Origin of the sequence: Pseudomonas sp. NPDC089408, assembly GCF_044749445.1 — a bacterium.
Lineage (GTDB): Bacteria > Pseudomonadota > Gammaproteobacteria > Pseudomonadales > Pseudomonadaceae > Aquipseudomonas.
On record NZ_JBIVHY010000008.1, the window covers coordinates 152,091 to 175,301 of the forward strand.

Here is a 23,211-nt window from a genome sequence, read left to right on the forward strand (position 1 = left end):
TCAAACTTACGCCGATGAGGCCAAGCGCAAAAATTCATTGCGGCAGTATCGATTATCACGCCGATCGATATCACTCAATGAACTTCAGGTCCGAAGGTGCCTCCTGCTTCAGCGTCTGCACCGTCTCCAGCAGCTTGCCGCTGCGCGGGTCGCGGCGCATGACCACGATCTGGTTGCTCTTCTGGTTGGCCACCAGCAGGAAGTTGTCGCTTGGGTCGATGGCGAATTCGCGCGGGTGATCGCCCTCCACCGAACGGCGCTGCAGGAACGCCAGCTGGCCGTCCTGCTTGCCCACGCTGAACACCACGATTTCGTTGGCCGTGCCGCGGTTGCTGACGTACAGGAAACGCCCGTCCGCCGACAGGTGCAGGCCGCCTGCCGCCTTGGCCGCGGCATCCTGCTGTTCGGTCAGCGGCAGGCGCTGGCGCTCGAGCAGGGCATCGTCCTTGACGTCGAACATCACCACTTCACCGCTCATTTCCAGCGTCAGGTAGGCATGCCGGCCCTTGGCGTCGAACAGCAGGTGGCGTGGCCCGCTGCCGGGTGGCAGGTCTACCGAGGCCGGAATGGCCGGGCTCAACGGCTGGTCCGGGCTGGCACCGTCGTAGCGGTAGATGAACACCTTGTCAGCGCCCAGGTCGCAGGCATACAGATGCTGGCCGTTGGGCGACAACACCAGCGAATGCACATGGGCCCCGGCCTGGCGCTCGGGGTTAACGCCACTTGGCGTGTGCCGTAGTTGCTGCACGACCTGCTTGAGCTTGCCGTCCTTGGACACCGGGATTACCACCAGGCTGCCACCCGGGTCGGGGTTGACCGCATAGTTGGCCACAAACAGGAAACGCTGGTCACGGCTGATACTGGCGTGGGTCGGCTCGTCGCCTTTGCTGGCCACCTGATTGAGCGGTTTGATCTCGCCCTTGGCACTGACCGTGAAACTGCTGGCGTGGCCGCCCGGGGTTTCATTGACCGCGAACAGCAGGCGCTGATCGGCCGACAGCACCAGCCATGAGGGGCTGACGCTTTCCACCACTTGCAGTGGCGTGGGCTTGATGTGGTCGCGCTTGTCGTCGAACTGATAGCGGTAGATACCCTGGCTGGCGCCATCGGTGTAACTGCCCACCAGCAAGGTAGCGGCGTGGGCGTGGATAGTCAGGCTCATCAGGCTAGCGGCCAGCAGGCTCGTCCAGGTCCGGTTCATCGTGGTCTTCATCCGGGGCGCGAAAGGCACTCATACAGACTAGCCGATGCGCGCCCTGGGCATCGTTCAGTTGCCATTCATCAGCGCTGGCGATGGCGGCGGCGACCTGCTCGGGGGTGAACGACCAGCGGCGCAGCTGGCGGCCGTCCATGCATTCGACGGTGAGGCCAGTTTCGTCGGCGGTGAAGTCGAAGGCGTGCAGGCCGTCGATCAGGAGCATGTCGCAGGACTGCAGGGCGGTGGCGAGGGGGGACATGGGGGTACCTGTAAGGGATGTGGCGGCATTATAACCCTGGGGCTGCTTTGCAGCCCATCCGACCGGTCCGGCGCCCCGGCAAGGCCGCTCCTACAGGAGATCGCGTTCCCCTGTAGGAGCGGCCTTGTGTCGCGATTGGGCCGCAAAGCGGCCCCCTGCGGTCAATGGGCGAAAATCGATCCCCCTTCCTTGCCCACCATCTTCTCAGGCTTGATCAGGAACCGCGCCAACGCCGGCAACAGCCACAGCGCACCAAACATGTTCCACAGCAACATGAAGGTCAGCATCAGCCCCATGTCCGCCTGGAACTTGATCGCCGAGAAAATCCACGTGCACACGCCAATGGCCAGGCACAGCCCGGTGAACAGCACCGCCTTGCCGGTCGAGCGCAGGGTCTGGTAATACGCCTCCTGCAACGGCAGCCCAGCGCGCAGGAAGCTTTCCAGCCGGCTGTAGATGTAGATGCCATAATCCACGCCAATACCCACACCCAGCGCCACCACCGGCAAGGTCGCCACCTTCACACCAATGCCCATGTAGGCCATCAGCGCATTACCCAGCACCGAGGTCAGCACCAGCGGCAGCACGATGCACAGGGTCGCGGCAAACGAGCGGAAGGTGATCAGGCACATCACCGCCACGCAGATGTACACCAGGATCAGGATGGTCAGCTCGGCCGACTTGATCACTTCGTTGGTCGCCGCCTCAATCCCGGCGTTACCCGCTGCCAGCAGGAACTGCAGGCCCTCCTTGTTGTGGCTGTCGGCAAACGCCTTGGCCACGGCGGTAACCCGCTCCAGGGTTTCGGCCTTGTGGTCGTTGAGGAACACCAGCACCGGCGCCAGCGAGCAATCGCCGTTGTACAGGCCATCGGCACGGGCGATGGAGTTGTTGAGAATGTCCGGGTTGCGCGACAGGGTTTCCCATTTCAGGCTGCCCTCGTTCATGCCCTTGATCACCTGCTTGGACACCGTCACCAGGGAAATCGCCGACTGCACGCCCGGGGTGTTCTGCATGGTCCACATCAGCTCGTCGATCGGCGCCATGGTCGAGTGAATCGAGCACTGCTCCGACGGCGTCTTGACCATGATCACCAGCACGTCGGAACTGGTCGAGTAGTTGCTGATGATGAAGTTGTTGTCCTGGTTGTAGCGCGAGTCAGGGCGCAGCTCTGGCGCGCCCTGGTCGAGGTCGCCGATCTTCAGGTTCTGGCTGTACCACAGCCCCCCGGCAAAGGCGAGCAGCGCCAGTACCACCGACACCGGCGCCACCTTGGCGCTGGCGAAGTTCGACAGCAGGCGCCAGAACGGGTGCTCGCGGGTCGCGTCCTTCTTGCTGCGCTCGATGGCTTTCTGGCTGATGCCGACGTAGGAGATGGCCACCGGCAGCAGGATCAGGTTGGTGAACACGATCACCGCCACGCCGATGGAAGCGCCGATGGCCAGCTCGCGAATCACCCCGATGTCGATGATCAACAAGGTGATGAAGCCCACCGCATCGGCCAGGATGGCGATCATCCCCGGCAGGAACAGCTGGCGGAAGGTGCGCCGCGCGGCAGTAAGCGCGTTGTCGGCATCACTTGACTGCAAGGCGATGCCGTTGATCTTCTGCACCCCGTGGGAAATGCCGATGGCGAAGATCAGGAACGGCACCAGCATCGAGTACGGGTCCAGGCCAAAGCCCACCGCATGCATCAGCCCCAGTTGCCAGACCACCGCCACCAAGGTGGTGATGAGCACGGCAATGGTGCTACGGATGCACCAGGTGAACCAGTACAACAGCACCCAGGTGATCGCCAGGGCGACACCGAAGAACATCGCCACCATCACCAGGCCGTCAATCAGGTCGCCGACCTTCTTGGCGAAGCCGACGATGTGCACCTTCACGTTAGGGTTCTGCGCCTGGAACTTGTCACGGATCTTCTCTTCCAGCAGGTGCGAGAACTGCTGGTAGTCCAGCTTCACCTGTTTGCCCGGGTCTTGCGGGTCGGGGTAGCTCTCCAGCAGCGGAACATCGACGATGCTGGACTTGAAGTTGTTGCCCACCAGCCGGCCGACCTGGCCCGACTTGAGCACGTTGTCGCGCAGGGTGTCGAGGCTGTCCTGCGAGCCGTTGTAGGTGTTGGGGATGACCTCGCCACCGGAAAAGCCCTCTTCGGTGACTTCGCTCCAGCGCACACTGGGGCTCCACAGCGACTTCAACCCGGCACGGTCGACACCGGGGATGTAGAACACCTCGTCATGGATCTGGCGCAGGGTCTCCATGTAGTCCTTGTCGAAGATGTCGCCGTTGACCGCCTCTACCGAAATGCGCACGGTGTTGCCGAGGTTGGCCAGGTCGTTGCGGTGCTCCATCATCTGTTCGATGAACGGATGCTGCAGCGGGATCATCTTCTCGAAGCTGGTAGACGGGCGAATCTGCGTGGCCTGCCAGAACAGGAAAATGCTGATCAACACGCACAGGGCGATGACCACGGGGCGGTTGTTGAAGATCAGGCGTTCGAGCAGCGTGGCCTTGTCCTGGTGATGCGGGTGCATGCTGATGCTCTCCCTGCTGGTCATGGACGCACCTCCCCGGCAACCTGGTCGGCACCTTCGGCGCTGGCCAGGTGCACACCACCCTGCCCCACCAGCAGCAGGCCGCCGTTGGCCAGGCCACTGACGCCGGCCAGGGCAATGCGGTCGGCACGGTTGTGCACGCTGAAGGTCTGGCCGTCGTCGATGCTACGCAGCACACTGCCGCCATTGCCGACCAGTACCAGGCTGCCATCTTCGACAAGCGTAGCGCCTGCCAAGCCGAATTCGAGGGTGCCACGCGCGGCCTTGAGCTCGATCGGCTGCCAGCTGTCACCGAAGTCGGCCGAGCGGAACAGGTTGCCGCGCAGGCCGTAGGCCAGCAGGGTATGGGGTTGGCGGGTGCCGATCACACCAAACAGCGAGCCCTCGTAGGGCCCTTGCACCCTGGTCCAGGTCTGGCCGTTGTCGGCAGAGCGGAACATGCCGCCCTGCTCACCGACGATGAACAGGCCGGCATCGCGCACCCGGGCGATGCCGTTCAGGTGCAGCTGGTCGGGGTTATCCAGGCGCTCGGCCACGTCCTGCCAGTGCTGGCCACCGTCGGTGGTTTCCAGCAAGGCGCCGTAGGCCCCCACGGCAAAGCCGTGCTGGGCATCGAGGAAGGTGATATCGAGCAAGGGCGCTTCACGGGCCAGGTCTTCGAACTGCTTGCTCCAGGTAGCGCCGCCATCGTTGCTGCTGAGGATTTGCGCGTCATGGCCGACGGCCCAGCCGCGCTTGTCGTCGAGGAAAAACACCGCAGTGAGCAGTTGCCGGGTCGGCACCCGGGCCTGGGTCCAGGTACTGCCCTGGTCGTCGGAGAACAGGATATGGCCACGATCGCCGACCACCACCAGGCGCTTGCCGGCATGGGTGGCGCCGATCAGCAGGCTCTGGCTGGCCTTGGCCGATTCGGTGGAGTATTCGTCGGCGGCAGCGGCTTGCACGCTGTCAGCCCACATGCCAAGTGCCAGCGCCAGTACCGCTGCGGCTGCCAATGGCCAGGCGAGGCGCCTGTTCTGTTCCCTCATGACTGTCCCCCTGTTGTGTTCTTGTTTGGCGGGTCAATGCATTGCAGGTACTGCGAAAAGCCTGATCTAGAGGCCTGCAATAGCTTGGGGGGATCGTAGCGGGGATGTTTGCGGGAATACAACGGGCGGGGTGTTATGTTTTGTTGTCGGCTTGAAAAAGCCGGGGCCGCTGTGCGGCCCATCGCGACGCAAGGCCGCTCCTACAGGGGTTACGCGATTCCCCTGTAGGAGCGGCCTTGTGTCGCGATGGGCTGCAAAGCAGCCCCTTGGCCCTCAAGCCAAACTCTTGCTCACAACCTCATACACATCACTGGACAGCTCACCCGAAGCCAGAATCCGCTCCAACTCCCCCTTCATCAGGCCCTGGCGCGCGTCGTCATACTTGCGCCAGCGGGTCAGCGGCGCCAGTTGACGCGAGGCAATCTGCGGGTTCAGCGCATTCAGTTCGATCACCAGGTCCGCCAGGAAGCGATACCCCGAACCATCCGCGGCATGGAAGTTGACCAGGTTCTGCCCGGCAAACGCACCAATCAGCGCACGCACCTTGTTCGGGTTCTTCAGGGTGAACGCCGGGTGCTGCATCAGCGCCTTGACCCGCGCCAGCCCGCCCGGCAGCGCGCTGGCCGCCTGTACGCTGAACCACTGGTCCATGACCAGCGGGTTGTCCTTGAAGTGCTCGGCAAAGGCTTCCAGCGCTTTCGCACGCTCGGCCTCGAACGGCGAGTTGACCAGCACCGCCAGCGCGGTCAGGCGCTCGGTCATGTTGTCACAGTGCTCGAACTGCTCCAGGGTCGCTGCCAGCACCTGCGGCTTGCCGCTCTGCATCAGGTACGACAGGACGATGTTCTGCAGGCTGCGGCGGGCAAAGTGTTCGGCCGAGGCCACGTAGGCGGTGCTGCGCGACACCTCACGGTGGGCCTGGTAGCGCGCCCACAGGGCGTCGAACAGCTGCTCGGCGATCTGCTGACGGGCGAACTCGCGGGCAGCGTGGATGGCATCCACATCGGCCACCTGGCTGATCTCGGTGAGGTAGGCCTCCCCCGGCAACGAAAGCATTTCGGCAACCATGGCCGGGTCCAGCGCTTCGTTGCCCAGCACCGTGCCCAGGGCAGTGATCAGGCGCTGGTCGAGCTTGAGTGCTTCGCCGCGCTGATACTGGCCGATCAGTTCCTGCAGTACCTGTACCGACAGTTGCTGGCCCGCTTCCCAGCGGTTGAAGCCGTCACTGTCGTGCTGCATCAGGAACATCAACTGGTCGCGGTCATACGGGAAGCTCAGCTTCACCGGGGCGCTGAAGCCACGCAGCAACGATGGCAGCGGCTTGGCGGCGATGCCCTGGAAGGTAAAGGTCTGTTCGGCCTCGGTCACCGACAACACGCGGCTGGTGCCTTGCTGGGTCGTTTCACCGGCCAGTTGCAGCGGCAGGTCGTTGCCGGCGGCATCCAGCAGGCCCAGCTCGACCGGGATCACGAACGGCAGTTTTTCGGCCTTGTCCGGTGTCTGCGGGCAGCTCTGGCGGAAGGTCAGGCTGTAGGTCTGCGCGGCAGCGTCGTAGGCCTCGCTCACGTCCAGGCGCGGGGTACCGGCCTGGCTGTACCAGCGCTTGAACTGAGTGAAGTCGACACCGTTGGCGTCTTCCATGGCCTTGATGAAGTCATCAGTGGTCACCGCCTGGCCATCGTGGCGTTCGAAGTACAGGTCGCTGCCCTTGCGGAAGCCCTCGGCGCCCAGCAGGGTACGGACCATGCGCACCACTTCGGCACCCTTTTCGTACACGGTCAGGGTGTAGAAGTTGGAGATTTCGATGAAGCTGTCGGGGCGAACCGGGTGGGCCATGGGGCCGGCGTCTTCGGCGAACTGGTGGGTACGCAGGTAGGCCACGTCCTCGATGCGCTTGACCGTGCGCGAGTTCATGTCGGCGCTGAACTCGGCATCGCGGAACACCGTGAAGCCTTCCTTCAGCGACAGCTGGAACCAGTCACGGCAGGTGACGCGGTTGCCCGACCAGTTGTGGAAGTACTCGTGGGCGACCACGCCTTCGACGCGCTGGTGCGCGGCGTCGGTGGCGGTTTCGGCACGGGCCAGCACGCAGCTGGAGTTGAAGATGTTCAGGCCCTTGTTTTCCATGGCGCCCATGTTGAAGTCGTTGACCGCAACGATCATGAAGATGTCCAGGTCGTACTCACGGCCGTAGACTTCTTCATCCCAGCGCATGGACTTCTTCAGGCTGACCATGGCGTGGTCGCACTTGTCGATGTTTTCGGGCTCGACGTAGATGCGCAGGGTCACATCGCGGCCGGACTGGCGGGTGAAGCTGTCCTCGACGCACCACAGGTCACCGGCCACCAGGGCGAACAGGTAGGCCGGCTTCATGAACGGGTCTTCCCAGGTCGCCCAGTGGCGGCCGTCTTCCGCCGGCCCGCTACCGATCGGGTTGCCGTTGCTCAACAGTACCGGGTAGCGATGCTGCTCGGCGATCACCGTGGTGGTGAAGGTGCTCATCACGTCCGGGCGGTCGAGGTAATAGGTGATCTTGCGGAAGCCCTCGGCCTCGCACTGGGTGCAGAACATCTTGCCGGACTTGTACAGGCCTTCCAGCGCTGTGTTGCTCTCCGGGTGGATTTTCACGCTGGTGTCGAGGGTGAAGCGCTCGGTTTTCGGCTGGACCGTCAGGCTGTCGGCGCCCAGCTGGTAATCGCCCGCCTGCAGTTCCTGGTCGTCCAGCGAAGCGCGCAGCAGCTCCAGCTGCTGGCCGTCGAGTTCCAGTGGCGGCAGGCCGGCACCGCGTGCCGGGTTGCGGCGCATCACCAGTTGCGCGTGAACCAGGGTGTGGTCCTCGAACAGCTCGAAGGTCAGGTGCGTCTCGTCGATCAGGTACTCGGGCGCCTGGTAATCCTTCAGGTAGATCACTTGCGGTTGTTCGGTACGCATGTGCAGGTCCTTTTTACTGAAGCACGGCCAACTGGTAGGCCGTGTACTTGCGAATATTGATCACACCGGTGTCGAAGATCAGGTACTGGCCCTTGATGCCCAGCAGCGTGCCTTCCACCACTGGGGTTTTGTCGAGGTTGAAGCTGACGATCTTGGTCGGGTAAGCCTCGACCGGGTAGTTCATCTGTACCACTTCGGCGTCGGCCAGCGGCTGGATCGCCTGCAGGCCGAAACGCTCCTGCAGCGCTCGCAGGCCGTCAGCGCAGGCTTCGAAGATCTGCTCGCGAATGGCCTGCAGGTCGAGCACTTCGGCGTCGCCCTTGAGCAGCGCGCGCCAGTTGGTGCGGTCCGGCACCTGGCTGCGCAGCACGTCTTCGACCAGGCCCGACTGTTGGCGGGTGGCCACGCGCATGATCGGCAAGGCCTGGCTGGCGCCCTGGTCGAGCCAGCGGGTGGGCAGCTGGGTGGCGCGGGTGATGCCGACCTTGATGCCCGACGAGTTGGCCAGGTAGACCACGTGGTCGGTCATGCAGAACTGTTCGCCCCACGAAGGCTCGCGGCAGGTGCCGGCGTCGTAGTGGCATTTTTCCGGGGCCATGATGCACACATCGCACTGGGCCAGCTTGGTCATGCACGGGTAGCAGTAACCCTGGCTGAAGCTGGTCTTGGTGCGCTTGCCGCAATGGCTGCAGTGAATGGCGCCGAGGTATTCCAGGCGCAGGCGCTGGCCAATCAGCGGGTTGACCGGCACCTGGGTGTCATCCAGGCGGAAGCTGTACTGCACCACCGGTGCCTGCAGGCTTACCGCCATCTTGCTCAACGAGCCACGAGCGAGTTCGATCAATGTACCGAGTCCGACTTGAACAGAATGTTGGCGATCGGCGCGGACTTCGACGCACATTCCTGCGGGCCCATGTAACCGGTGCGCTGGTCTTCAGGCAGGTTTTTCATTTCCCAGGCGATGACCGCCTGCAGCGACAGCTCTTTCTGCTCGGCAGTGAGCTTGCGGCCATCCGACCATTTGCCGATTTCCACGGCCAGTTTCAGGCTCTCGTAGATTTCCGGGGTGATGTTTTCAATCATTTGCGCGAAAGTGGACATAGTGTCTCCTGATTCAAGCCGACAGTTTACGCCGGGCAAGCGCCCCACCCAAGAGCCCGGTCAGGCATCCGATGAGCAGCCCGCCGACATGGGCGGCATTGGCGATCTGGCCAAGGCCGAGGGTGCCGACCACGCCGGTCAGGCACACCACCAGCCAGATCAGCATCATCGCCAGCACGCCCTTGGGCAGGCTGAAGTAACGGTTGGGCGCCAGCCACTGGAACAGCCAGACATGCCCGAGCAGGCCATACAGCACACCGGACAGGCCGCCGAACAGGCTCGGCCCGCTGGTATAGTGCTGGGCCAGGTTGGATACCAGGCTGAACAGCAGGGTCAGCCCCAGCAGCATCCACGGGCCCTGGCGCAGTTCGATGCGTTTGCCCAGCTCCCAGTACCACAGGCTGTTCATGGCCAAGTGCAGCACGCCGAAGTGCAGCAGCATCGGCGATACCAGGCGCCACCACTGGCCCTGGTCGAGGGTTTGCGCCAGCGGGGTGAAGTACAGGTAGTCGCCCTGCACGCGGAAGTCGAGGAAGGTGAACCAGCTGATGGTGGTGAAGTTGTCGCCCAGGTTGGTCAGGCCGGCGACGATGAAGCACAGCAGCAGGGTGATAGTGGTGACTTTGCAGGCTTTGGCCTGTTCTGCCAGGGAGGGTTGTGTGGGGCTATTCGCGGGTGAACCCGCTCCCACAGGGCCCTGTGCAAATTCGAGGTCGGCGTTGCCGTCGGGGTAGCGCTGGTAGAGTTCGCGGACGTCTTCGGCGAGGGTGTCGGGGGCCCAGAGGACCTGGGCGTCGCCCTCCTCGCTGACCCGGTGCGGCACCTGCAGGCGCTGCAGCAGGTGGACGAAGCCGCTGAGGTCAACCGACAACGGCAGGCGCATCACTTCGATAATGTTCATTGGTTGGCCTGTGGGCGGTCGACGTCGACCCAGACGAACTTGTGCGGGTCGATGCGGGTTTCATCATCCAGCCGGTAGGCGGCCAGCTTGCCGTAAAGTACGGCACTGTAGTCCAGGCAGGCCAGGTTGGGGCGAATCGGCGCGGGGTGGCCGCTGCGCCAGTAGTGCCCGACAAACAGCAATGGCTCGTCCTCGGCGTAGCGCAACAAGGCGTTCTTCTGGCTGTGGCTCAGTGGCGCGCTGGCCACCTCTTCGGGTAAGGCATCGGGCTGGAACACGATGTCGCCGTAGGTTTGCGGGTCTTCTTCCCAGAACTTGGTGCGGAAGAAGGCGCGGGTCAGGCCGTCGCCACCGGTCAGGGTAAGGCCGTCGGGCAGGCGCATGTCGGTGCCGCGCAGCAGGCGGTTGCACACCGTGGCGGCGAAGCTGTTGCTGACTGCCGAGGCCTGGATGAAGTGCTCGTCGATACGCCCGTCGGGGTATTGCTGGCGCAGCGGTTCAATCAGTTGCCGGTCCCAGCAGGCATGCACCAGCCGGAAGCGTCCGGCATCGACGAACAGTGGCAGCTCGTAGAACCAGTTGACGAAGTCGTGCCAGTCGCCAGGGTGCTGGGCGAACTGGGTCAGGGTTTCGTCGATCAGCCGGGCATGCCGCGGCGTATGTTCGCGCACGTAGGCCTTGCCGCTGCCGGGTAGCGCCGGGGTGACCCAGCCGAGCGCGTTGTACTCGTGGTTGCCCATGATGCAGAACGCCTGGCCGGCCTCGACCATGTCGTGGACGATGTGCAGTGCCTCGCGGATGCGTGGCCCGCGGTCGACGATGTCGCCGAGGAACAGCGCCTGGCGCCGCGGGTGGCGCCACACGCCGGCCATGCGCTTGTAGCCGAGGGCGTCGAGCAGGCGTTCAAGGGTCAGCGCACAACCGTGCACATCACCGATGATGTCGAAACTGCGCGCCGGATCGAGCATCAGTCGTCCCTGCTCCCCAGGCGGCTGCCCCAACCCAGTTTGGTGCGGCAGACCTCGTAGTAATTGTGGTCCAGCGGGTGGATCAGGCGCAGTTTCTGCGGCTTCTTGCTGACCGTGATGGTATCGCCGGGGGCGCAGGTGAAGTGGTTCTGGCCGTCACAGGACACTTGCGGGTAGATCTGCAGGTCCTTGGACACCACGATCTTCAGCTCGCTGTTGCCGTCGACCACGATCGGCCGGCCCGACAGAGTGTGCGGGTACATCGGCACGATGACGATGGCGTCGAGCTTGGGGTGCATGATCGGGCCGCCGGCCGACAGCGCATAGGCTGTAGAGCCGGTAGGGGTGGCAACGATCAGGCCGTCGGCCTTCTGGCTGCAGACGAACTGGCCGTCGATGTAGATCTCGAACTCGATCATGCGCGTGGACTTGCCCGGGTGCAGCACCACATCGTTCAGTGCATCGCCCTGGCCAATGGCTTCGTGGTGGCGGCGCACCTCGGCCTGCAGCAGGAAGCGGTTTTCCACCAGGTAGTGGCCGTCGAGCACTTCGGCGACTTTCTCTTCCAGCTCGTCGGGACGAATGTCGGTGAGAAAGCCCAGGTTGCCACGGTTGATGCCCAGTACCGGAATGTTGTGCCGCGCCAGGGCGCGGGCGGCGCCGAGCAGGCTGCCGTCGCCGCCGACCACGATGACCAGGTCGCAGACCTCGCCCAGCAGCTTGCGGGTGGAGGTTTGCAGGCCATGGCCGGGCAGCACTTCGGCGATGGTGTCCTCGAGGATCACGTGCAGATGGCGCTCGAGGAGGAATTTTTTCAGTCGGCGAATGGTGTCGAGCACCTGCGAGCTGCCAAGGCGACCGATGATACCGATATTGCGAAATTGCTCCATGGGGCTCCTGCGAGGCTCTGCGGCGGGTGACGATGCGCCGATTATGGGCGAAACCACCGGGCAGCGGCAAACCGGCTATGCTCGCAAGATGACGCCATTCGCCCAACTCCACGACCTGCCCCGGCAACTGCAGCGCCCCGCCGTGCGTGACCTGGCCTGGGCCCTGCTGTCGCCGCCCCTGCTCAGCGCCCCGCCCTGCCCCCAGCGCCACCCGCTGGCAGGCAGCCTGTGGGCGCGGCAACCGCAACACCTTGAGCAGTGGTTGCGGGGGCTGGATGACGACGACCAGCCGTTGCGCGAGTGGCTGGCAAAGCTCGGCAGCCGGCGCCTGGGGCATTACTACGAACGCCTGTGGCAATTCGCCCTGGGCCAGGCGCCGGGCGTTGAATTGCTGGCGGCCAACCTGGCCATTCGCGATGGCGGGCATACCTTGGGCGAGCTGGACGTGCTGCTGCGTGACGGCGACGGTGTGCACCACCTGGAACTGGCTATCAAACTGTACCTGGGCCCGCCAGGCGCCGGGCACGCCCCGGATGCCTGGCTGGGGCCGGGTTGCCATGACCGGCTGGGCAGCAAGCTGGCGCATCTGGCGGGGCACCAGTTGCCCATGTCGACGGGGGCGCACAGTCGTGAGGCGCTGGCTCGGCTAGGGGTGGAACAGGTGCAGGCGCACATGTGGCTGGGAGGTTATCTGTTTTATCCGTGGCCTGGGCATGCCGAGGCGCCGGAGGGTGCCGACCCTGGGCATTTGCGTGGGCGCTGGTTACGGCGGCAGGACTGGGTCATGGCTGAGGGTGAGCATTGGCAGCCGTTGCAGCGACATGCCTGGCTGGCGCCGGCGCGGGTCGAGGCGAATGAGTGCTGGCCTGTAGAGCAGTTTGCGGCGTGGCTGCATGTGCTGGAGCGGCAGGCGCCGGCGCAGTTGCTGGTGAGGTTGGAGCAGCAGGCTGATGGTGCCTGGCAGGAGGTGGAGCGGGTGTTTCTGGTGGCTGATGAGTGGCCGTTTTGGGCCTAATGCCTGCCTTGAGGTTTCCGGCGCTTGTGAGATCGAGCGCCGCCCGCGCGGCGCTTCGCGGCTAAAGCCGCTCCTACGTTTGTTTCGGGCCAATCCGTCCTGTGCCTGGCGCGCGCGACCGCCTTGTTTGTACGACGCGGTATCGTGGCATGCGTCAATTTGTACGACGCGATATTGTGACATAAGCCAATTTGAACGACGCGATATCGTGACATGCGCCAAGGCGTTCGCGCGCAAATACCACAGGCATAACTGGCCCGAAACAAACGTAGGAGCGGCTTTAGCCGCGAAGCGCCGCGCGGGCGGCGCTCGATCTCGCAAGCGCCAAAAATATAAAGACATACAACCGACCTGATGACGAGGACCGATCATGGTTTCAACCACCCCCACGCCCCATTACGCGCGCCTGTCCATCGCCCTGCACTGGCTGATGCTGGTGCTGCTGGCCGCTGTATACGCCCTTATCGAACTGCGTGGCCTGTTCCCCAAGGACAGCGCCGAACGCAACCTGATGAAAGACCTGCACTTCATGCTCGGGCTCAGTGTTTTCGTACTGGTCTGGTTGCGCCTGGCCGTGCGCCTGAGCCGCCCGACCCCGCCCATTGTGCCAAAGCCGCCAGCGTGGCAGACCGGCCTGGCGCACCTGGTGCACCTGGCGCTGTACCTGATGATGATCGGCCTGCCACTGGCCGGCTGGCTGATCCTGAGCGCTGCCGACAAGCCCGTGCCGTTCTTCGGCCTGGAGTTGCCGCACCTGATCGGCCCGAACCCGGACCAGGCCAAGTTCATCAAGGGCTGGCATGAGCGCATCGGCAGGTGGGGCTACTGGCTGATCGGCCTGCATGCCGTAGCCGGCCTGTACCACCACTACATCAAGCGCGACAACACGCTGTTGCGCATGCTGCCTTACAAGTAACCGCGCCGGCCCTGCAGGCCACCGGTGTGCAGGAAAATCAAGCGGCTGCCGGGCGCGAACAGCCCCGCGGCCACCTGATCTCGCAGGGCCAACAGGGCCTTGCCGGTGTAAAGGGCTTCGAGCGGCACGCCGGTGTGCTGCTCGCAGTCGGCGATGAAAGCCAGCAACGCATCATCGAACTTGCCGAAACCGCCACGGCAAGCGTCGTGTAGCTGGTAGCCGTGCACACCAGCCAATGATGCTACCGCCTCCGGCACACCATGATCCCTGGGCACCGCCAAAGCGCCATGTACGGCATGCGCGCCCGCCTCGGCCAGAACCAGGCCGGCCAGGGTAGTCCCCGTTCCGCAGGCCAGCCACCAGGCGTCGTAGCCCGCCCAGCCCAACGCCGCGATTTGTGTACGGGCCTGCTGCATGATCAACGCGCAGCCCTGCGCGCCGGCCAACCCGCCGCCGCCTTCGGGGATGCAGTGCCAGCCGGGGTAGCGTGCCTGCCAAGGCTCCCAGAAACCGGGTTCGTTACGCGCGCGGTAGCCGCCATAACCGAGCCAGTGCAATTCCATGCCCAGCGCCTGCAGGTCACGCACAGTTGGCGTGTGCTGGGGGTGGCCGCGTAACAGGCCGGCGGTGGCGAAGCCGAAGCGCTTGCCGGCGGCGGCCAGGGCGTGCAAGTGGTTGGAATGGTTGCCGCCGAGGCTAATCAGGCCTGGGGCGTTGCTGTTGGCGGCATGCTGCAGGTGGTGGCGGAGCTTGAACCACTTGTTGCCGCTGATCAGGGGGTCGATCAGGTCCAGGCGCAGGATGGCGGCATGGACCTGGGCTTGTTGCAGCCAAGGCAGGTCGAGGGGTTGCAGGGGGGCTTGGGGAAGGTCTAGTTGCATGCTGCGAGTCTACCTGTGAAATCCTGGGGGCGCTGTGCGCCCCTTTCGCGACACAAGGCCGCTCCTACAGGGAACAGCGCAACCTTCAAGGCTTGCGCGGTCTCTGTAGGAGCGGCCTTGTGTCGCGATGGGCCGCGCAGCGGCCCCGGCGATCTCAGAGCTCAGCCGCCAATCGCGACCCCTGGTTGATCGCCCGCTTGGCATCCAGCTCCGCCGCCACATCGGCGCCACCAATCAAATGCACCGACTGCCCCGCCGCCACCAGCCCGTCCTGCAGCTCACGCAGCGGGTCCTGCCCCGCGCAGATCACCACGTTGTCTACCGCCAGCACCTGCGGCTCACCCTCGCCCACGCGAATGTGCAGGCCGGCATCGTCGATACTCAGGTACTCGACACTGTTCAGCATCTGCACCCGCTTGTTCTTCAACCCGGTGCGGTGAATCCAGCCGGTGGTCTTGCCCAACCCATCACCCACCTTGGATTTCTTGCGCTGCAACAGGTAAACCTGACGCGCCGGGGCATGCGGCTCAGCCTTGATCCCCGCTACCCCACCGCGCGCTTCAAGCTCGGTGTCGATGCCCCACTCCTTCCAGAACGCCTCGCGGTCCTGGCTGGTGGCCACGCCTTCATGCACCAGGTACTCGGATACGTCAAAGCCGATGCCACCTGCGCCAATCACCGCCACCGCCTTGCCCACCGGTTTGCGTTCAAGCAACACGTCCAGGTAACTGAGCACCTTGGCATGCTCGACACCAGGAATGGCCGGCGTGCGCGGGGCAATACCGGTAGCCAGGATGATTTCGTCGTAGCCGCCCTCCACCAGTGCCTGCACATTCACGCGGGTATTCAGGCGCAGATCAACGCCGGTGCTTCGCACTTTGTTGCGGAAGTAACGCAAGGTTTCGAAGAACTCTTCCTTGCCCGGCACCCGCTTGGCGACATTGAACTGCCCGCCAATCTCGCTGGCAGCATCGAACAGTGTCACGGTATGGCCGCGCTCTGCAGCAACGGTGGCAGCAGCCAGGCCGGCCGGGCCGGCACCGACCACGGCAATGCGCTTCACCGCACGTACCGGCAGGTAGTTGAGCTCGGTTTCATGGCAGGCACGCGGGTTGACCAGGCAACTGGTCAGCTTGCCGCCAAAGGTGTGGTCCAGGCAGGCCTGGTTACAACCGATGCAGGTGTTGATTTCATCCGCGCGACCAGCCGCGGCCTTGTTGACGAAGTCCGGGTCGGCAAGAAACGGCCGGGCCATCGAGACCATGTCGGCATCGCCCTCGGCCAGCACCGCCTCGGCCACTTCCGGGGTGTTGATACGGTTGGTGGTGATCAGCGGAATGTTCACCACGCCACGCAACTTGGCAGTGACCTTGCTGAACGCCGCGCGCGGCACCTTGGTGGCAATCGTCGGGATGCGTGCCTCGTGCCAGCCGATGCCGGTGTTGATCAGCGTGGCGCCGGCCTGCTCGATGGCCTTGGCCAGCAGCTCGATTTCGTCCCAGCTGCTGCCACCCTCGACCAGGTCGAGCATCGACAGGCGGAAGATGATGATGAAGCTCGGCCCCACCGCGCCACGTACCCGGCTGACGATTTCCACCGCCAGGCGCATGCGGTTCTCATACCTACCACCCCAGCGGTCGGTGCGGTGGTTGGTGTGGGCGGCGAGGAACTGGTTGATGAAGTAGCCTTCCGACCCCATGATCTCGACGCCGTCGTAACCGGCGCGCTGGGCCAGTACCGCGCAATTGACGAAGTCGGCGATCTGCTTCTCGATGCCCGCCTCGTCCAGTTCCTTGGGCTTGAACGGGTTGATCGGCGCCTGGATCGCGCTGGGTGCCACCTGCCGTGGGCTGTAGGCATAGCGCCCGGCATGCAGGATCTGCAGGCAGACCTTGCCACCCGCGGCGTGCACTGCTTCGGTCACGATCCGGTGCTTGTCGGCCTCTTCCTCGGTGCTGAGCTTGGCCGCGCCGGAATACACCCCGCCTTCATCGTTCGGCGCAATGCCGCCAGTGACCATCAGGCCGACGCCGCCACGTGCGCGCTCGGCAAAGTAGGCGGCCATGCGTTCGAAACCGCCGGGGCGCTCTTCGAGGCCGGTGTGCATCGAGCCCATCAGGGTACGGTTACGCAACGTGGTAAAGCCCAGGTCCAGCGGGGCGAGCAGGTGCGGGTAACGGTCGGCGGCCATGGAAATGTCCCCAGGTGGCGTGATCACGGGATGCGGGCGCCTCACCAGTCGGCGGGCCCCGTCGTTTGTCTGCCTGCGACATTAAACAGCCGTTTGAACCGGCTCAATGATCGAAACTGACAAGTTAATGACCCTGATGAACACAGCATACCTGTCATTTCTGCCAGTTTTAAAACTGACTGGGTTATTCATAATTGGGATGGATCAACGCCCCTAAGCTACGAGTATGAGACATGAAGAGATCAACAACGGGTACTCTGTTTCTTTACCAAGCTGGAAAAATCGTGACGCGCCTGCAGGGCGACGCCTCCTGCAGCCTGCTGCGCGCGGACAACGTTGCGTTGGTAGAGCACTCGGCCAGCCGAGGTAGTAACGCCACGGTGCTCTGTTCGGACATGAAAGGCTCAGCCCTCGGCACTCAACAGGCAAAGACCACCCATAGCCATGCCTATACACCTTATGGTTTCTGCGCAAGGCTCTATTCGCTGCACGGTTTCAATGGCGAGTATCTTGACACGGTGGTGGGTAACTACCTGCTCAACAGCTATCGTTTTTACAACACCACACTGATGCGATTTCACTCACCCGATGACTTAAGTCCCTTCTTGAAAGGTGGTCTGAATACTTACGTATTCTGCGTCGGCGACCCCATAAACTATTCAGATCCGACCGGCCACAATCGAAAATTTATTATTCAATCCAAAACCAATATCACGACTTTCAAGACCAAAAACGCCTTTCAAGGGGAAAGGCTCGTAGCCACCATCAAAGAAGAAAGCCGCACTGTATTCAACGTCTTTACAGATAACACTCGCACCACTACTGTACCCGTGCTGGAAATGCAATATCCTAAATACCTAGAAAACAGACAATTCATCGAATCATTTAGCGAACTAAACAAAACCTCCCTCGGCAAAAGCATCTTATCCCAACAGCACGCAAAAGCTGTCGTAAAAAGTCTAGAGAGTGGCGGAGAATCAAGCCGCGGCTATCGCACCCCATCCCCCCTAACTTTAATGTTGGACGCGCAATACACCAATAGCCACATCGTTGCCACCGCTCAATCATTAGTAAAAAAAGCTCTAGACGCGAACGACGCAAGCGTTGTCATTAGAGCTACGTAGTACGGACAACCAAACTGAACCACCAATATAAACCTGCACAAAAACCGCATTCAAGTTATACGTTCCAATCTAACAACTCACGCCAAGCCCTGAGAGATGCCACCCTTTTTTCACTAACGCATGTATGCTAATTTCATATCTCAGCTTTAGATAAAAACCAAAGCCTCATGCGAAAACTCCTGGCAAGCGCCCTGGCGCTGGTGATGATTGCCGCCCTTTGCGGCTATGGCTTCTGGACCCAGCAACGTCCGGAAGGCCACTACCTGTCCGACCTGCGTATCGAACTGGCACTGAACCATGGTGTGCCCGGCGAGCACGGCAACCTGCTCGGCGTCGAGCCGCTGCTGTACCCGGGCGACTACCAGAACCTGCAACGCCTGCACCGCAAGCTTGCCGCCTACCTGGAACAGGCCCGTGCCCAAGGGCTGGTGAGCCCGCGCACGGTGGTGGTGCTGCCGGAACACATCGGCACCTGGCTGTGGGCGCGTGGCGAGAAGAACGAGCTGTACCAGGTCACCCAGAGCCGCGAGGCCCAGCAATGGCTGGAGCTGAGCAACCCGCTGCGTTACGGCCTGGCCATGCTCGGTGCCGACAGCGACGACCGGCGTGCCGATGCGCACCTGCGCATGAAGGCCGAGCAGATGGCAGCAGACTACCAGCAGCTGTTCGGTGGCCTGGCCAAGGAATTTGGCGTCACCCTGGTGGCCGGTTCGATCGTGCTGCCCGCCCCGTATGTGAAACAAGGCGTGCTGCATGTCGGCCGTGGCCCGCTGTTCAACAGCAGCGTGGTGTTTGCCGGTGACGGCACGCTATTGGGCCAGCCGCAGCGCCAGCAGTACCCCGACAGCGAAATGCGCCGTTATGTCCACGACGGCCGCCAGTACCCGCTGCAGGTGGTGCAAACCCCAGCCGGGCGCCTGGGGGTGCTGGTGGGCAGTGACAGCTGGTACCCGGAAAACCACCAGCAATTGGCGCAGCAGTCGGTACAGTTGATCGCCAACCCGGTGTTCCTCAGCGGCAAGGGCAGTTGGCAAGCGCCGTGGCGCGGCAACCGCCATCAGCACGCCAGCGCCGGGCTGGCCTTGCAGCGTGGCGAGGTCAGTGAACAGACGGCCTGGCAACGTTTGACCGCAGCGGCCGGGGCCAGTGTCAGCAGCATGAGCGTGTTCATGCGCGGGCAGTTCTGGGAGCAAGGCAGTGATGGCCAAGGGTTCGCCCACCAGGCGGGTGAATTGCTCGCCGGCCCTCCCAGCCCTGGCGCCCGCTTGCTGAACCTGTGGCTGTAGGCCCATGGCCCGTCCCCGCGTACGCCTTGGCGATCTGTCGGTTGGCTTTGTCCAGCCACTGAGCGAGGCCCTGGCTGAACTGGGGCATGCACCAGAGCCGCTGTTGCACCACTATGGCCTGGATGCGGCACGCCTCAGTGAAGCGGGCGCACGCCTGTCGATCCCCCGCTACATGCACCTGGGCAACGCCGCCATCGAACTGAGCGGTGAGCCAGCGCTGGGCCTGCACATGGGCCGCCTGAGCCGCCTGGCACATGCCGGCCTGGCCGGGGTCACTGCGGCGCAGGCCCCCACCCTGGGCGAGGCAGCGCGCACGTTGCTGCGTTTCGAGCCACTGTATGCGGCTAACTACCGTGGCCACTCCAGCTTTCATGAAGATGCCCAGGGTGCCTGGTTGCGGTTCTATTCAATCAGTCCCTACAACGCCTTCAACCGCTTTGTAGTGGATTCACTGCTGGCCGGCTGGCTGGCCCAGTTGGCCGACCTTGCCGGCGTACCCGTGCAGGCCGAGCGCCTGGACATCGAATTTGCCGCCCCCGCCTACGCTGCGCAGTACCAGTCGCTGTGCAACACGCCGGTGCAGTTCGCCGCCGAAGGCAACCAGCTACGCCTGAGCCGCGCCACCTTGCAATTGGCCAACCCCAGGCATTGCCCGAGCACCTGGCAGCACCTGTTGCAGCTGTGCGAAGCCGAGATGCTGCAACGTACACGGGTGCGCAGCCTGGGTGAGCGCATCACCCACCTGCTGGGCCCGTTGCTCAATGGCGGCCGGGAACCGGACCTGGAAGAAGTGGCATTGCACCTGCAACTGCCCACCTGGACCTTGCGCCGCAAACTGGCCGAGGAAGGCACGCGCTTTCGCGACCTGCTCAATGAAACACGGCGCGACCTGGCCGAGACCTACATCCGCGATACGGCGCTGGCGTTTGGCGAAATTGCCTACCTGTTGGGGTTTGCTTCGGCTGAGGCCTTCCAGCGCGCATTCAAGCGCTGGACGGGCCTGACGCCGGGGGAGTTCCGCCGCAGCCAGCGACGGGTGGGTTAAAGCTCGGTGGCGTCGTCGGCCGGTTCCGGGGTGTCCAGTTCGTAAGCCTGGGTTTCGAGTAGTTCTTCCTGGTATTCGTCCATGCCCTGCGTCCTCTTTCTCATTTTGTCTTCGTAGGTGTCGCCTTCAAGCTAAGCAGGTGGCATGAAGGAATGATGACAAGCCTATGAGTGGTAAACGTAGCAAGGGTTCAGGAAGTTATCACAGGGCATTTGTAACAACGGACACAAAGCTCGCACCCGGTCTGATGCGCGTCAGTTAAGCAGTAAGGGCTGCCTGACTGGCATAAGCCCCCTGTGGTTTTTCACAGCCTCACCAGTCATGTGTATAACTGACCGTCAATACCGTGCCCGGTGCCGGCAAGTGGCTGGTGTTGTTGTTGTTGCGCAGCAACTGGCTGTACAGCGGGTAATAGTCACGGTTGAACAGGTTCTGGACACCCACACTCACCTTGTCGTCAGGGGCGATCTGGTACTGGCTGACCAAGTCCACCGTCGTGTAGGTGCTCACCGGGTGGCGGCCAAAACTGTCCATGCCATCGAGCCGGTAGTCCTTGCTGTCGAAGAACGTGGCTTGCACGCGATTACTCCAGTCCAGGGTTGGCTTGTACTGGATGTAGGCCGTCAGTTTCAGGGGTGGAACACGGTAGCCGGTCATATCCTGCCAGCCTTTGCCATCCGGTTTTTCCCGCCCGCGCATCCAGGTCGCGCTGCCGCCTGCCCCCCAGACCGCGTCGTCCGTCAGCCAATCAACACTGGCCTCGGCGCCATAGATGCGCTCCTGGGTGCGGGTCAGGATCAGGCCATTGTTGAAACTCTGCACATCGCCCAGCTTGGATGTGGTGTAGAACAGCGCAACGGTGCCCAGGGTGTTGCTACCCAGGTCGCCCCGCCAGCCCATTTCGTAGTTGTTGGTCTTGACCGGTTCCAGGTTCGAGGCGTCGATGTCAAAACCCCGCCGCGCATTGCGCAACTGGATACCCACGTCTGGCAATTGGAAGCCTTGGCTGAAGGAGGCATAGACTTCCTGGCCGAGCACCGGCGAGTACACGATGCCGAAGTTGGACAATACGGCATCGTAATGAATCTCGCCGCCTGCCACCGCCACCGCCACCGCCACCGGTGAGGCTGCTGCAGATTCGGACAACGGCACGAAGTCATCGAATTTTGCAGTGGAGTATTCGTAGCGCAGGCCGCCGTCTATCGACCAGTGCTCATTGAAACGATGCTGCAACTGAGCGAACGCGCCGGCGCTGCGGGTTTTCAGTGGCGGCATGTAGGTGAGCTTGCCTGTCTTGTCGAAGACCAGGCCACCGCTGGCGTCGTAAGCGGCAGGGTCAAACACGTCGAGCGGCATGTCGCTGCGCTCCTGGTTGTAGTCGCCGCCCCACACCAACTCGGTACTGCCACTGTTGCCAAGTGGCGTGCGCAGGGTCAGGCGGCTGCCGAAGACCTCGCTGCTCTGCATGACCTGGTCGACATTGCCACCGCGGGTGGCAACGGCGCGGGCGTCGAACGGGGTGAAGCGAGTGAAGTAGTCGCGGTAATAGACCTGGGCAGAAAGCCGGCTGCCAAACACGTCCAGATGCTCGTACTCCAGGTTCAGCAAGGTGTTGCGAATGCGGTTCTGCTCGTCGAGTTGCAGGCCCTTGATTGCATTGGCCGGCGCCGAACCGGGGGCAAGTTGCGCAACGCTCGGGTCGGTTGCGAAGTCGCTGTCCTGGCGTGCGTCATAGTGGCTGGCTGCGAGCTGGATGCGCTGGTCCTGGTCGATGTGCAGCCCCAGCTTGCCGCCAATGTTGTAGATGTTTGAATCGAACAGGTCGCCCTGGCTGGGCTCCGGGGCGATCCGCTCACCGTGGGCATCGTAAGAGGCGCCGATGTGGCGGGTGCCAAAGTCGAATGCGTAGTCCACCGCCCCTTGCGAGCCTGCGACATACTGCTGGAACTGGCCGCCCAGGCCATCGCTGCCCAGGCGGGTTAGCGGCGTGGTGGCACTCAGGCTGGTTTCCGCACGGTTTTCACCTCCCGCAGGCCGTGTGGTAATCGAGATGATGCCCCCTGTGGCGCCGCTGCCGTAGATCGCGCTGCTGCCACGAATCACTTCGACCTGTTCGATCAACGCCGGGTCGATGTTGGCCAGGTTGCGTGATGAATCGCGGTTGGTATTGAGCGGCACACCATCGACCATCACCAGCATGCTGCGCCCGCGCAAGGTCTGGCCGTACTCGGTCACCGTGCGGCTGGAGTCGGACATGCCCGGGACCGCCTTGGCCAGCACCGTGGCCAGGCTCTCGGAACCCTGGCGCAGCGCTTGCAATTGCTCATGCTCAAGCACGGTGGATTGCCGCGTTGCGGAAACCAGGCTGCTGCTGGTACGCGAGGCAGTAATGTCCATTTGTGCCATTTCCACGGGTGCGCTCTGCGTTACCGCCTGGGCGCTGGAAGCCGTGGCCTTCTGCGCGACGACGATGAAAGTACGGTCGCCCTTGGCCTGTGCTTGCAGGCCACTGCCCTTGAGTAGCGTTTGAAGTGCCTCCTCGGCGGTAAATTGCCCTTTCATCGCAGGGGTTGCGCGGTCTGCACCCAGGTCACTGGCAAAGATGATCTGTACCGAAGACTGCTGAGCAAGGGCATTGATGGCTTCACCCAGCGGTGCGGCCGGGAGGTCTACGTTCACCCGTTCCTGGCCTTGGGCCGATACTGCGATGAGCAAGCTACTGGCAAGCAGTGACAGGCGAAGGTAACGACTGCGAGGAGGAAGATGCACGTCTCGAATTCCTTTTGGATGGCTTTTTCTAACTAGCCGCTCCGGGAAGCGAAAAACCCTACCTGCGCTCTGATGCCAGTCAGTTAAGAATGGCAAGGTGTTCTCCCTGCCTTATGCAGCGCCTATTCGATCGAGCGCCGCCCGCGCGGC

General features: G+C 63.1%; 18 protein-coding genes. 5 read left to right on the top strand and 13 right to left on the bottom strand.

Features of this window, described 5'->3' with window-relative positions; translation table 11 throughout:
• Positions 1–70: 70 nt before the first annotated feature.
• From ACIP02_RS15505 to ACIP02_RS15550, 10 genes are all read right to left on the bottom strand, one after another.
• Positions 71–1,201, bottom strand: a complete 1,131-nt coding sequence (locus ACIP02_RS15505) for a lactonase family protein (RefSeq protein ID WP_400617641.1) — start codon at positions 1,199–1,201, stop codon at positions 71–73.
• Positions 1,167–1,457, bottom strand: a complete 291-nt coding sequence (locus ACIP02_RS15510) for a DUF5629 family protein (RefSeq protein ID WP_400617642.1) — start codon at positions 1,455–1,457, stop codon at positions 1,167–1,169. Before ACIP02_RS15510 ends, ACIP02_RS15505 begins: the two co-directional genes overlap by 35 nt.
• Before the next feature lie 161 nt (positions 1,458–1,618).
• A complete protein-coding gene (locus ACIP02_RS15515) occupies positions 1,619–4,018 on the bottom strand; it encodes an RND family transporter (RefSeq protein WP_400617643.1) in 2,400 nt (799 codons plus the stop codon).
• The gene (locus tag ACIP02_RS15520) at positions 4,015–5,043 is read right to left on the bottom strand and encodes a WD40/YVTN/BNR-like repeat-containing protein (protein WP_400617644.1); all 1,029 of its coding nucleotides are present in this window, start codon (positions 5,041–5,043) and stop codon (positions 4,015–4,017) included. The genes ACIP02_RS15515 and ACIP02_RS15520 overlap by 4 nt, the downstream gene beginning before the upstream one ends.
• Before the next feature lie 273 nt (positions 5,044–5,316).
• On the bottom strand, positions 5,317–7,974 hold the full coding sequence (gene pepN / locus ACIP02_RS15525) for an aminopeptidase N (RefSeq protein WP_400617645.1): 2,658 nt from the start codon (positions 7,972–7,974) through the stop codon (positions 5,317–5,319).
• Between the two features lie 13 nt (positions 7,975–7,987).
• Positions 7,988–8,818, bottom strand: a complete 831-nt coding sequence (locus ACIP02_RS15530) for a DUF2797 domain-containing protein (protein WP_400617646.1) — start codon at positions 8,816–8,818, stop codon at positions 7,988–7,990.
• A complete protein-coding gene (locus ACIP02_RS15535; protein WP_003260154.1) occupies positions 8,815–9,075 on the bottom strand; it encodes a YeaC family protein in 261 nt (86 codons plus the stop codon). Before ACIP02_RS15535 ends, ACIP02_RS15530 begins: the two co-directional genes overlap by 4 nt.
• A gap of 13 nt (positions 9,076–9,088) precedes the next feature.
• Positions 9,089–9,976: a rhomboid family intramembrane serine protease gene (locus tag ACIP02_RS15540; RefSeq protein WP_400617647.1), complete on the bottom strand. Its 888-nt coding sequence runs from the start codon at positions 9,974–9,976 to the stop codon at positions 9,089–9,091.
• Complete coding sequence (locus ACIP02_RS15545) at positions 9,973–10,944, bottom strand: metallophosphoesterase (protein WP_400617648.1); 972 nt, start codon at positions 10,942–10,944, stop codon at positions 9,973–9,975. The genes ACIP02_RS15540 and ACIP02_RS15545 overlap by 4 nt, the downstream gene beginning before the upstream one ends.
• Positions 10,944–11,834, bottom strand: coding sequence for an NAD(+) kinase (locus ACIP02_RS15550; RefSeq protein ID WP_008090067.1), 891 nt, complete (start codon positions 11,832–11,834; stop codon positions 10,944–10,946). The genes ACIP02_RS15545 and ACIP02_RS15550 overlap by 1 nt, the downstream gene beginning before the upstream one ends.
• Between ACIP02_RS15550 and ACIP02_RS15555 the strand changes: the two genes are divergently transcribed.
• The gene (locus ACIP02_RS15555; protein ID WP_400617649.1) at positions 11,833–12,849 is read left to right on the top strand and encodes a DUF1853 family protein; all 1,017 of its coding nucleotides are present in this window, start codon (positions 11,833–11,835) and stop codon (positions 12,847–12,849) included. The two genes, ACIP02_RS15550 and ACIP02_RS15555, sit on opposite strands and share 2 nt — an antisense overlap.
• Before the next feature lie 370 nt (positions 12,850–13,219).
• Positions 13,220–13,765 (top strand): cytochrome b, encoded by a 546-nt coding sequence (locus tag ACIP02_RS15560; protein ID WP_400617650.1) that lies wholly within the window; start codon positions 13,220–13,222, stop codon positions 13,763–13,765.
• Here ACIP02_RS15560 and ACIP02_RS15565 read toward each other — a convergent pair.
• On the bottom strand, positions 13,756–14,646 hold the full coding sequence (locus ACIP02_RS15565) for a 1-aminocyclopropane-1-carboxylate deaminase/D-cysteine desulfhydrase (protein ID WP_400617651.1): 891 nt from the start codon (positions 14,644–14,646) through the stop codon (positions 13,756–13,758). The genes ACIP02_RS15560 and ACIP02_RS15565 overlap by 10 nt on opposite strands.
• A gap of 154 nt (positions 14,647–14,800) precedes the next feature.
• Positions 14,801–16,837 carry an FAD-dependent oxidoreductase gene (locus ACIP02_RS15570; RefSeq protein ID WP_400617652.1) on the bottom strand — a complete coding sequence of 679 codons (2,037 nt, stop codon included), beginning with the start codon at positions 16,835–16,837 and terminating at the stop codon, positions 14,801–14,803.
• Positions 16,838–17,070: 233 nt separating this feature from the next.
• Between ACIP02_RS15570 and ACIP02_RS15575 the strand changes: the two genes are divergently transcribed.
• The 3 genes from ACIP02_RS15575 to ACIP02_RS15585 all read left to right on the top strand — a co-directional run bounded on the left by ACIP02_RS15575 (position 17,071) and on the right by ACIP02_RS15585 (position 20,292).
• Entirely contained in the window at positions 17,071–17,961 is an 891-nt protein-coding gene (locus tag ACIP02_RS15575) for an RHS repeat-associated core domain-containing protein (RefSeq protein ID WP_400617653.1), read from the top strand.
• A 167-nt stretch (positions 17,962–18,128) separates the two neighbouring features.
• The gene (locus ACIP02_RS15580) at positions 18,129–19,247 is read left to right on the top strand and encodes a nitrilase-related carbon-nitrogen hydrolase (protein WP_400617654.1); all 1,119 of its coding nucleotides are present in this window, start codon (positions 18,129–18,131) and stop codon (positions 19,245–19,247) included.
• A 4-nt stretch (positions 19,248–19,251) separates the two neighbouring features.
• Positions 19,252–20,292: an AraC family transcriptional regulator gene (locus ACIP02_RS15585; protein ID WP_400617655.1), complete on the top strand. Its 1,041-nt coding sequence runs from the start codon at positions 19,252–19,254 to the stop codon at positions 20,290–20,292.
• A 312-nt stretch (positions 20,293–20,604) separates the two neighbouring features.
• Here the strand turns inward: ACIP02_RS15585 and ACIP02_RS15590 are convergent, their stop codons facing one another.
• Entirely contained in the window at positions 20,605–23,061 is a 2,457-nt protein-coding gene (locus tag ACIP02_RS15590; RefSeq protein ID WP_400617656.1) for a TonB-dependent siderophore receptor, read from the bottom strand.
• Between the last annotated feature and the right edge of the window lie 150 nt (positions 23,062–23,211).

Bases quoted from the DNA above. Each gene is read 5' to 3' on its own strand.
- ACIP02_RS15505 (WP_400617641.1), bottom strand. From the start codon at position 1,201: ATGAACCGGACCTGGACGAGCCTGCTGGCCGCTAGCCTGATGAGCCTG.
- ACIP02_RS15510 (WP_400617642.1), bottom strand. From the start codon at position 1,457: ATGTCCCCCCTCGCCACCGCCCTGCAGTCCTGCGACATGCTCCTGATC.
- ACIP02_RS15515 (WP_400617643.1), bottom strand. From the start codon at position 4,018: ATGACCAGCAGGGAGAGCATCAGCATGCACCCGCATCACCAGGACAAG.
- ACIP02_RS15520 (WP_400617644.1), bottom strand. From the start codon at position 5,043: ATGAGGGAACAGAACAGGCGCCTCGCCTGGCCATTGGCAGCCGCAGCG.
- pepN (WP_400617645.1), bottom strand. From the start codon at position 7,974: ATGCGTACCGAACAACCGCAAGTGATCTACCTGAAGGATTACCAGGCG.
- ACIP02_RS15535 (WP_003260154.1), bottom strand. From the start codon at position 9,075: ATGTCCACTTTCGCGCAAATGATTGAAAACATCACCCCGGAAATCTAC.
- ACIP02_RS15540 (WP_400617647.1), bottom strand. From the start codon at position 9,976: ATGAACATTATCGAAGTGATGCGCCTGCCGTTGTCGGTTGACCTCAGC.
- ACIP02_RS15545 (WP_400617648.1), bottom strand. From the start codon at position 10,944: ATGCTCGATCCGGCGCGCAGTTTCGACATCATCGGTGATGTGCACGGT.
- ACIP02_RS15555 (WP_400617649.1), top strand. From the start codon at position 11,833: ATGGGGCTCCTGCGAGGCTCTGCGGCGGGTGACGATGCGCCGATTATG.
- ACIP02_RS15550 (WP_008090067.1), bottom strand. From the start codon at position 11,834: ATGGAGCAATTTCGCAATATCGGTATCATCGGTCGCCTTGGCAGCTCG.
- ACIP02_RS15560 (WP_400617650.1), top strand. From the start codon at position 13,220: ATGGTTTCAACCACCCCCACGCCCCATTACGCGCGCCTGTCCATCGCC.
- ACIP02_RS15565 (WP_400617651.1), bottom strand. From the start codon at position 14,646: ATGCAACTAGACCTTCCCCAAGCCCCCCTGCAACCCCTCGACCTGCCT.
- ACIP02_RS15570 (WP_400617652.1), bottom strand. From the start codon at position 16,837: ATGGCCGCCGACCGTTACCCGCACCTGCTCGCCCCGCTGGACCTGGGC.
- ACIP02_RS15575 (WP_400617653.1), top strand. From the start codon at position 17,071: ATGAAGAGATCAACAACGGGTACTCTGTTTCTTTACCAAGCTGGAAAA.
- ACIP02_RS15580 (WP_400617654.1), top strand. From the start codon at position 18,129: ATGCGAAAACTCCTGGCAAGCGCCCTGGCGCTGGTGATGATTGCCGCC.
- ACIP02_RS15585 (WP_400617655.1), top strand. From the start codon at position 19,252: ATGGCCCGTCCCCGCGTACGCCTTGGCGATCTGTCGGTTGGCTTTGTC.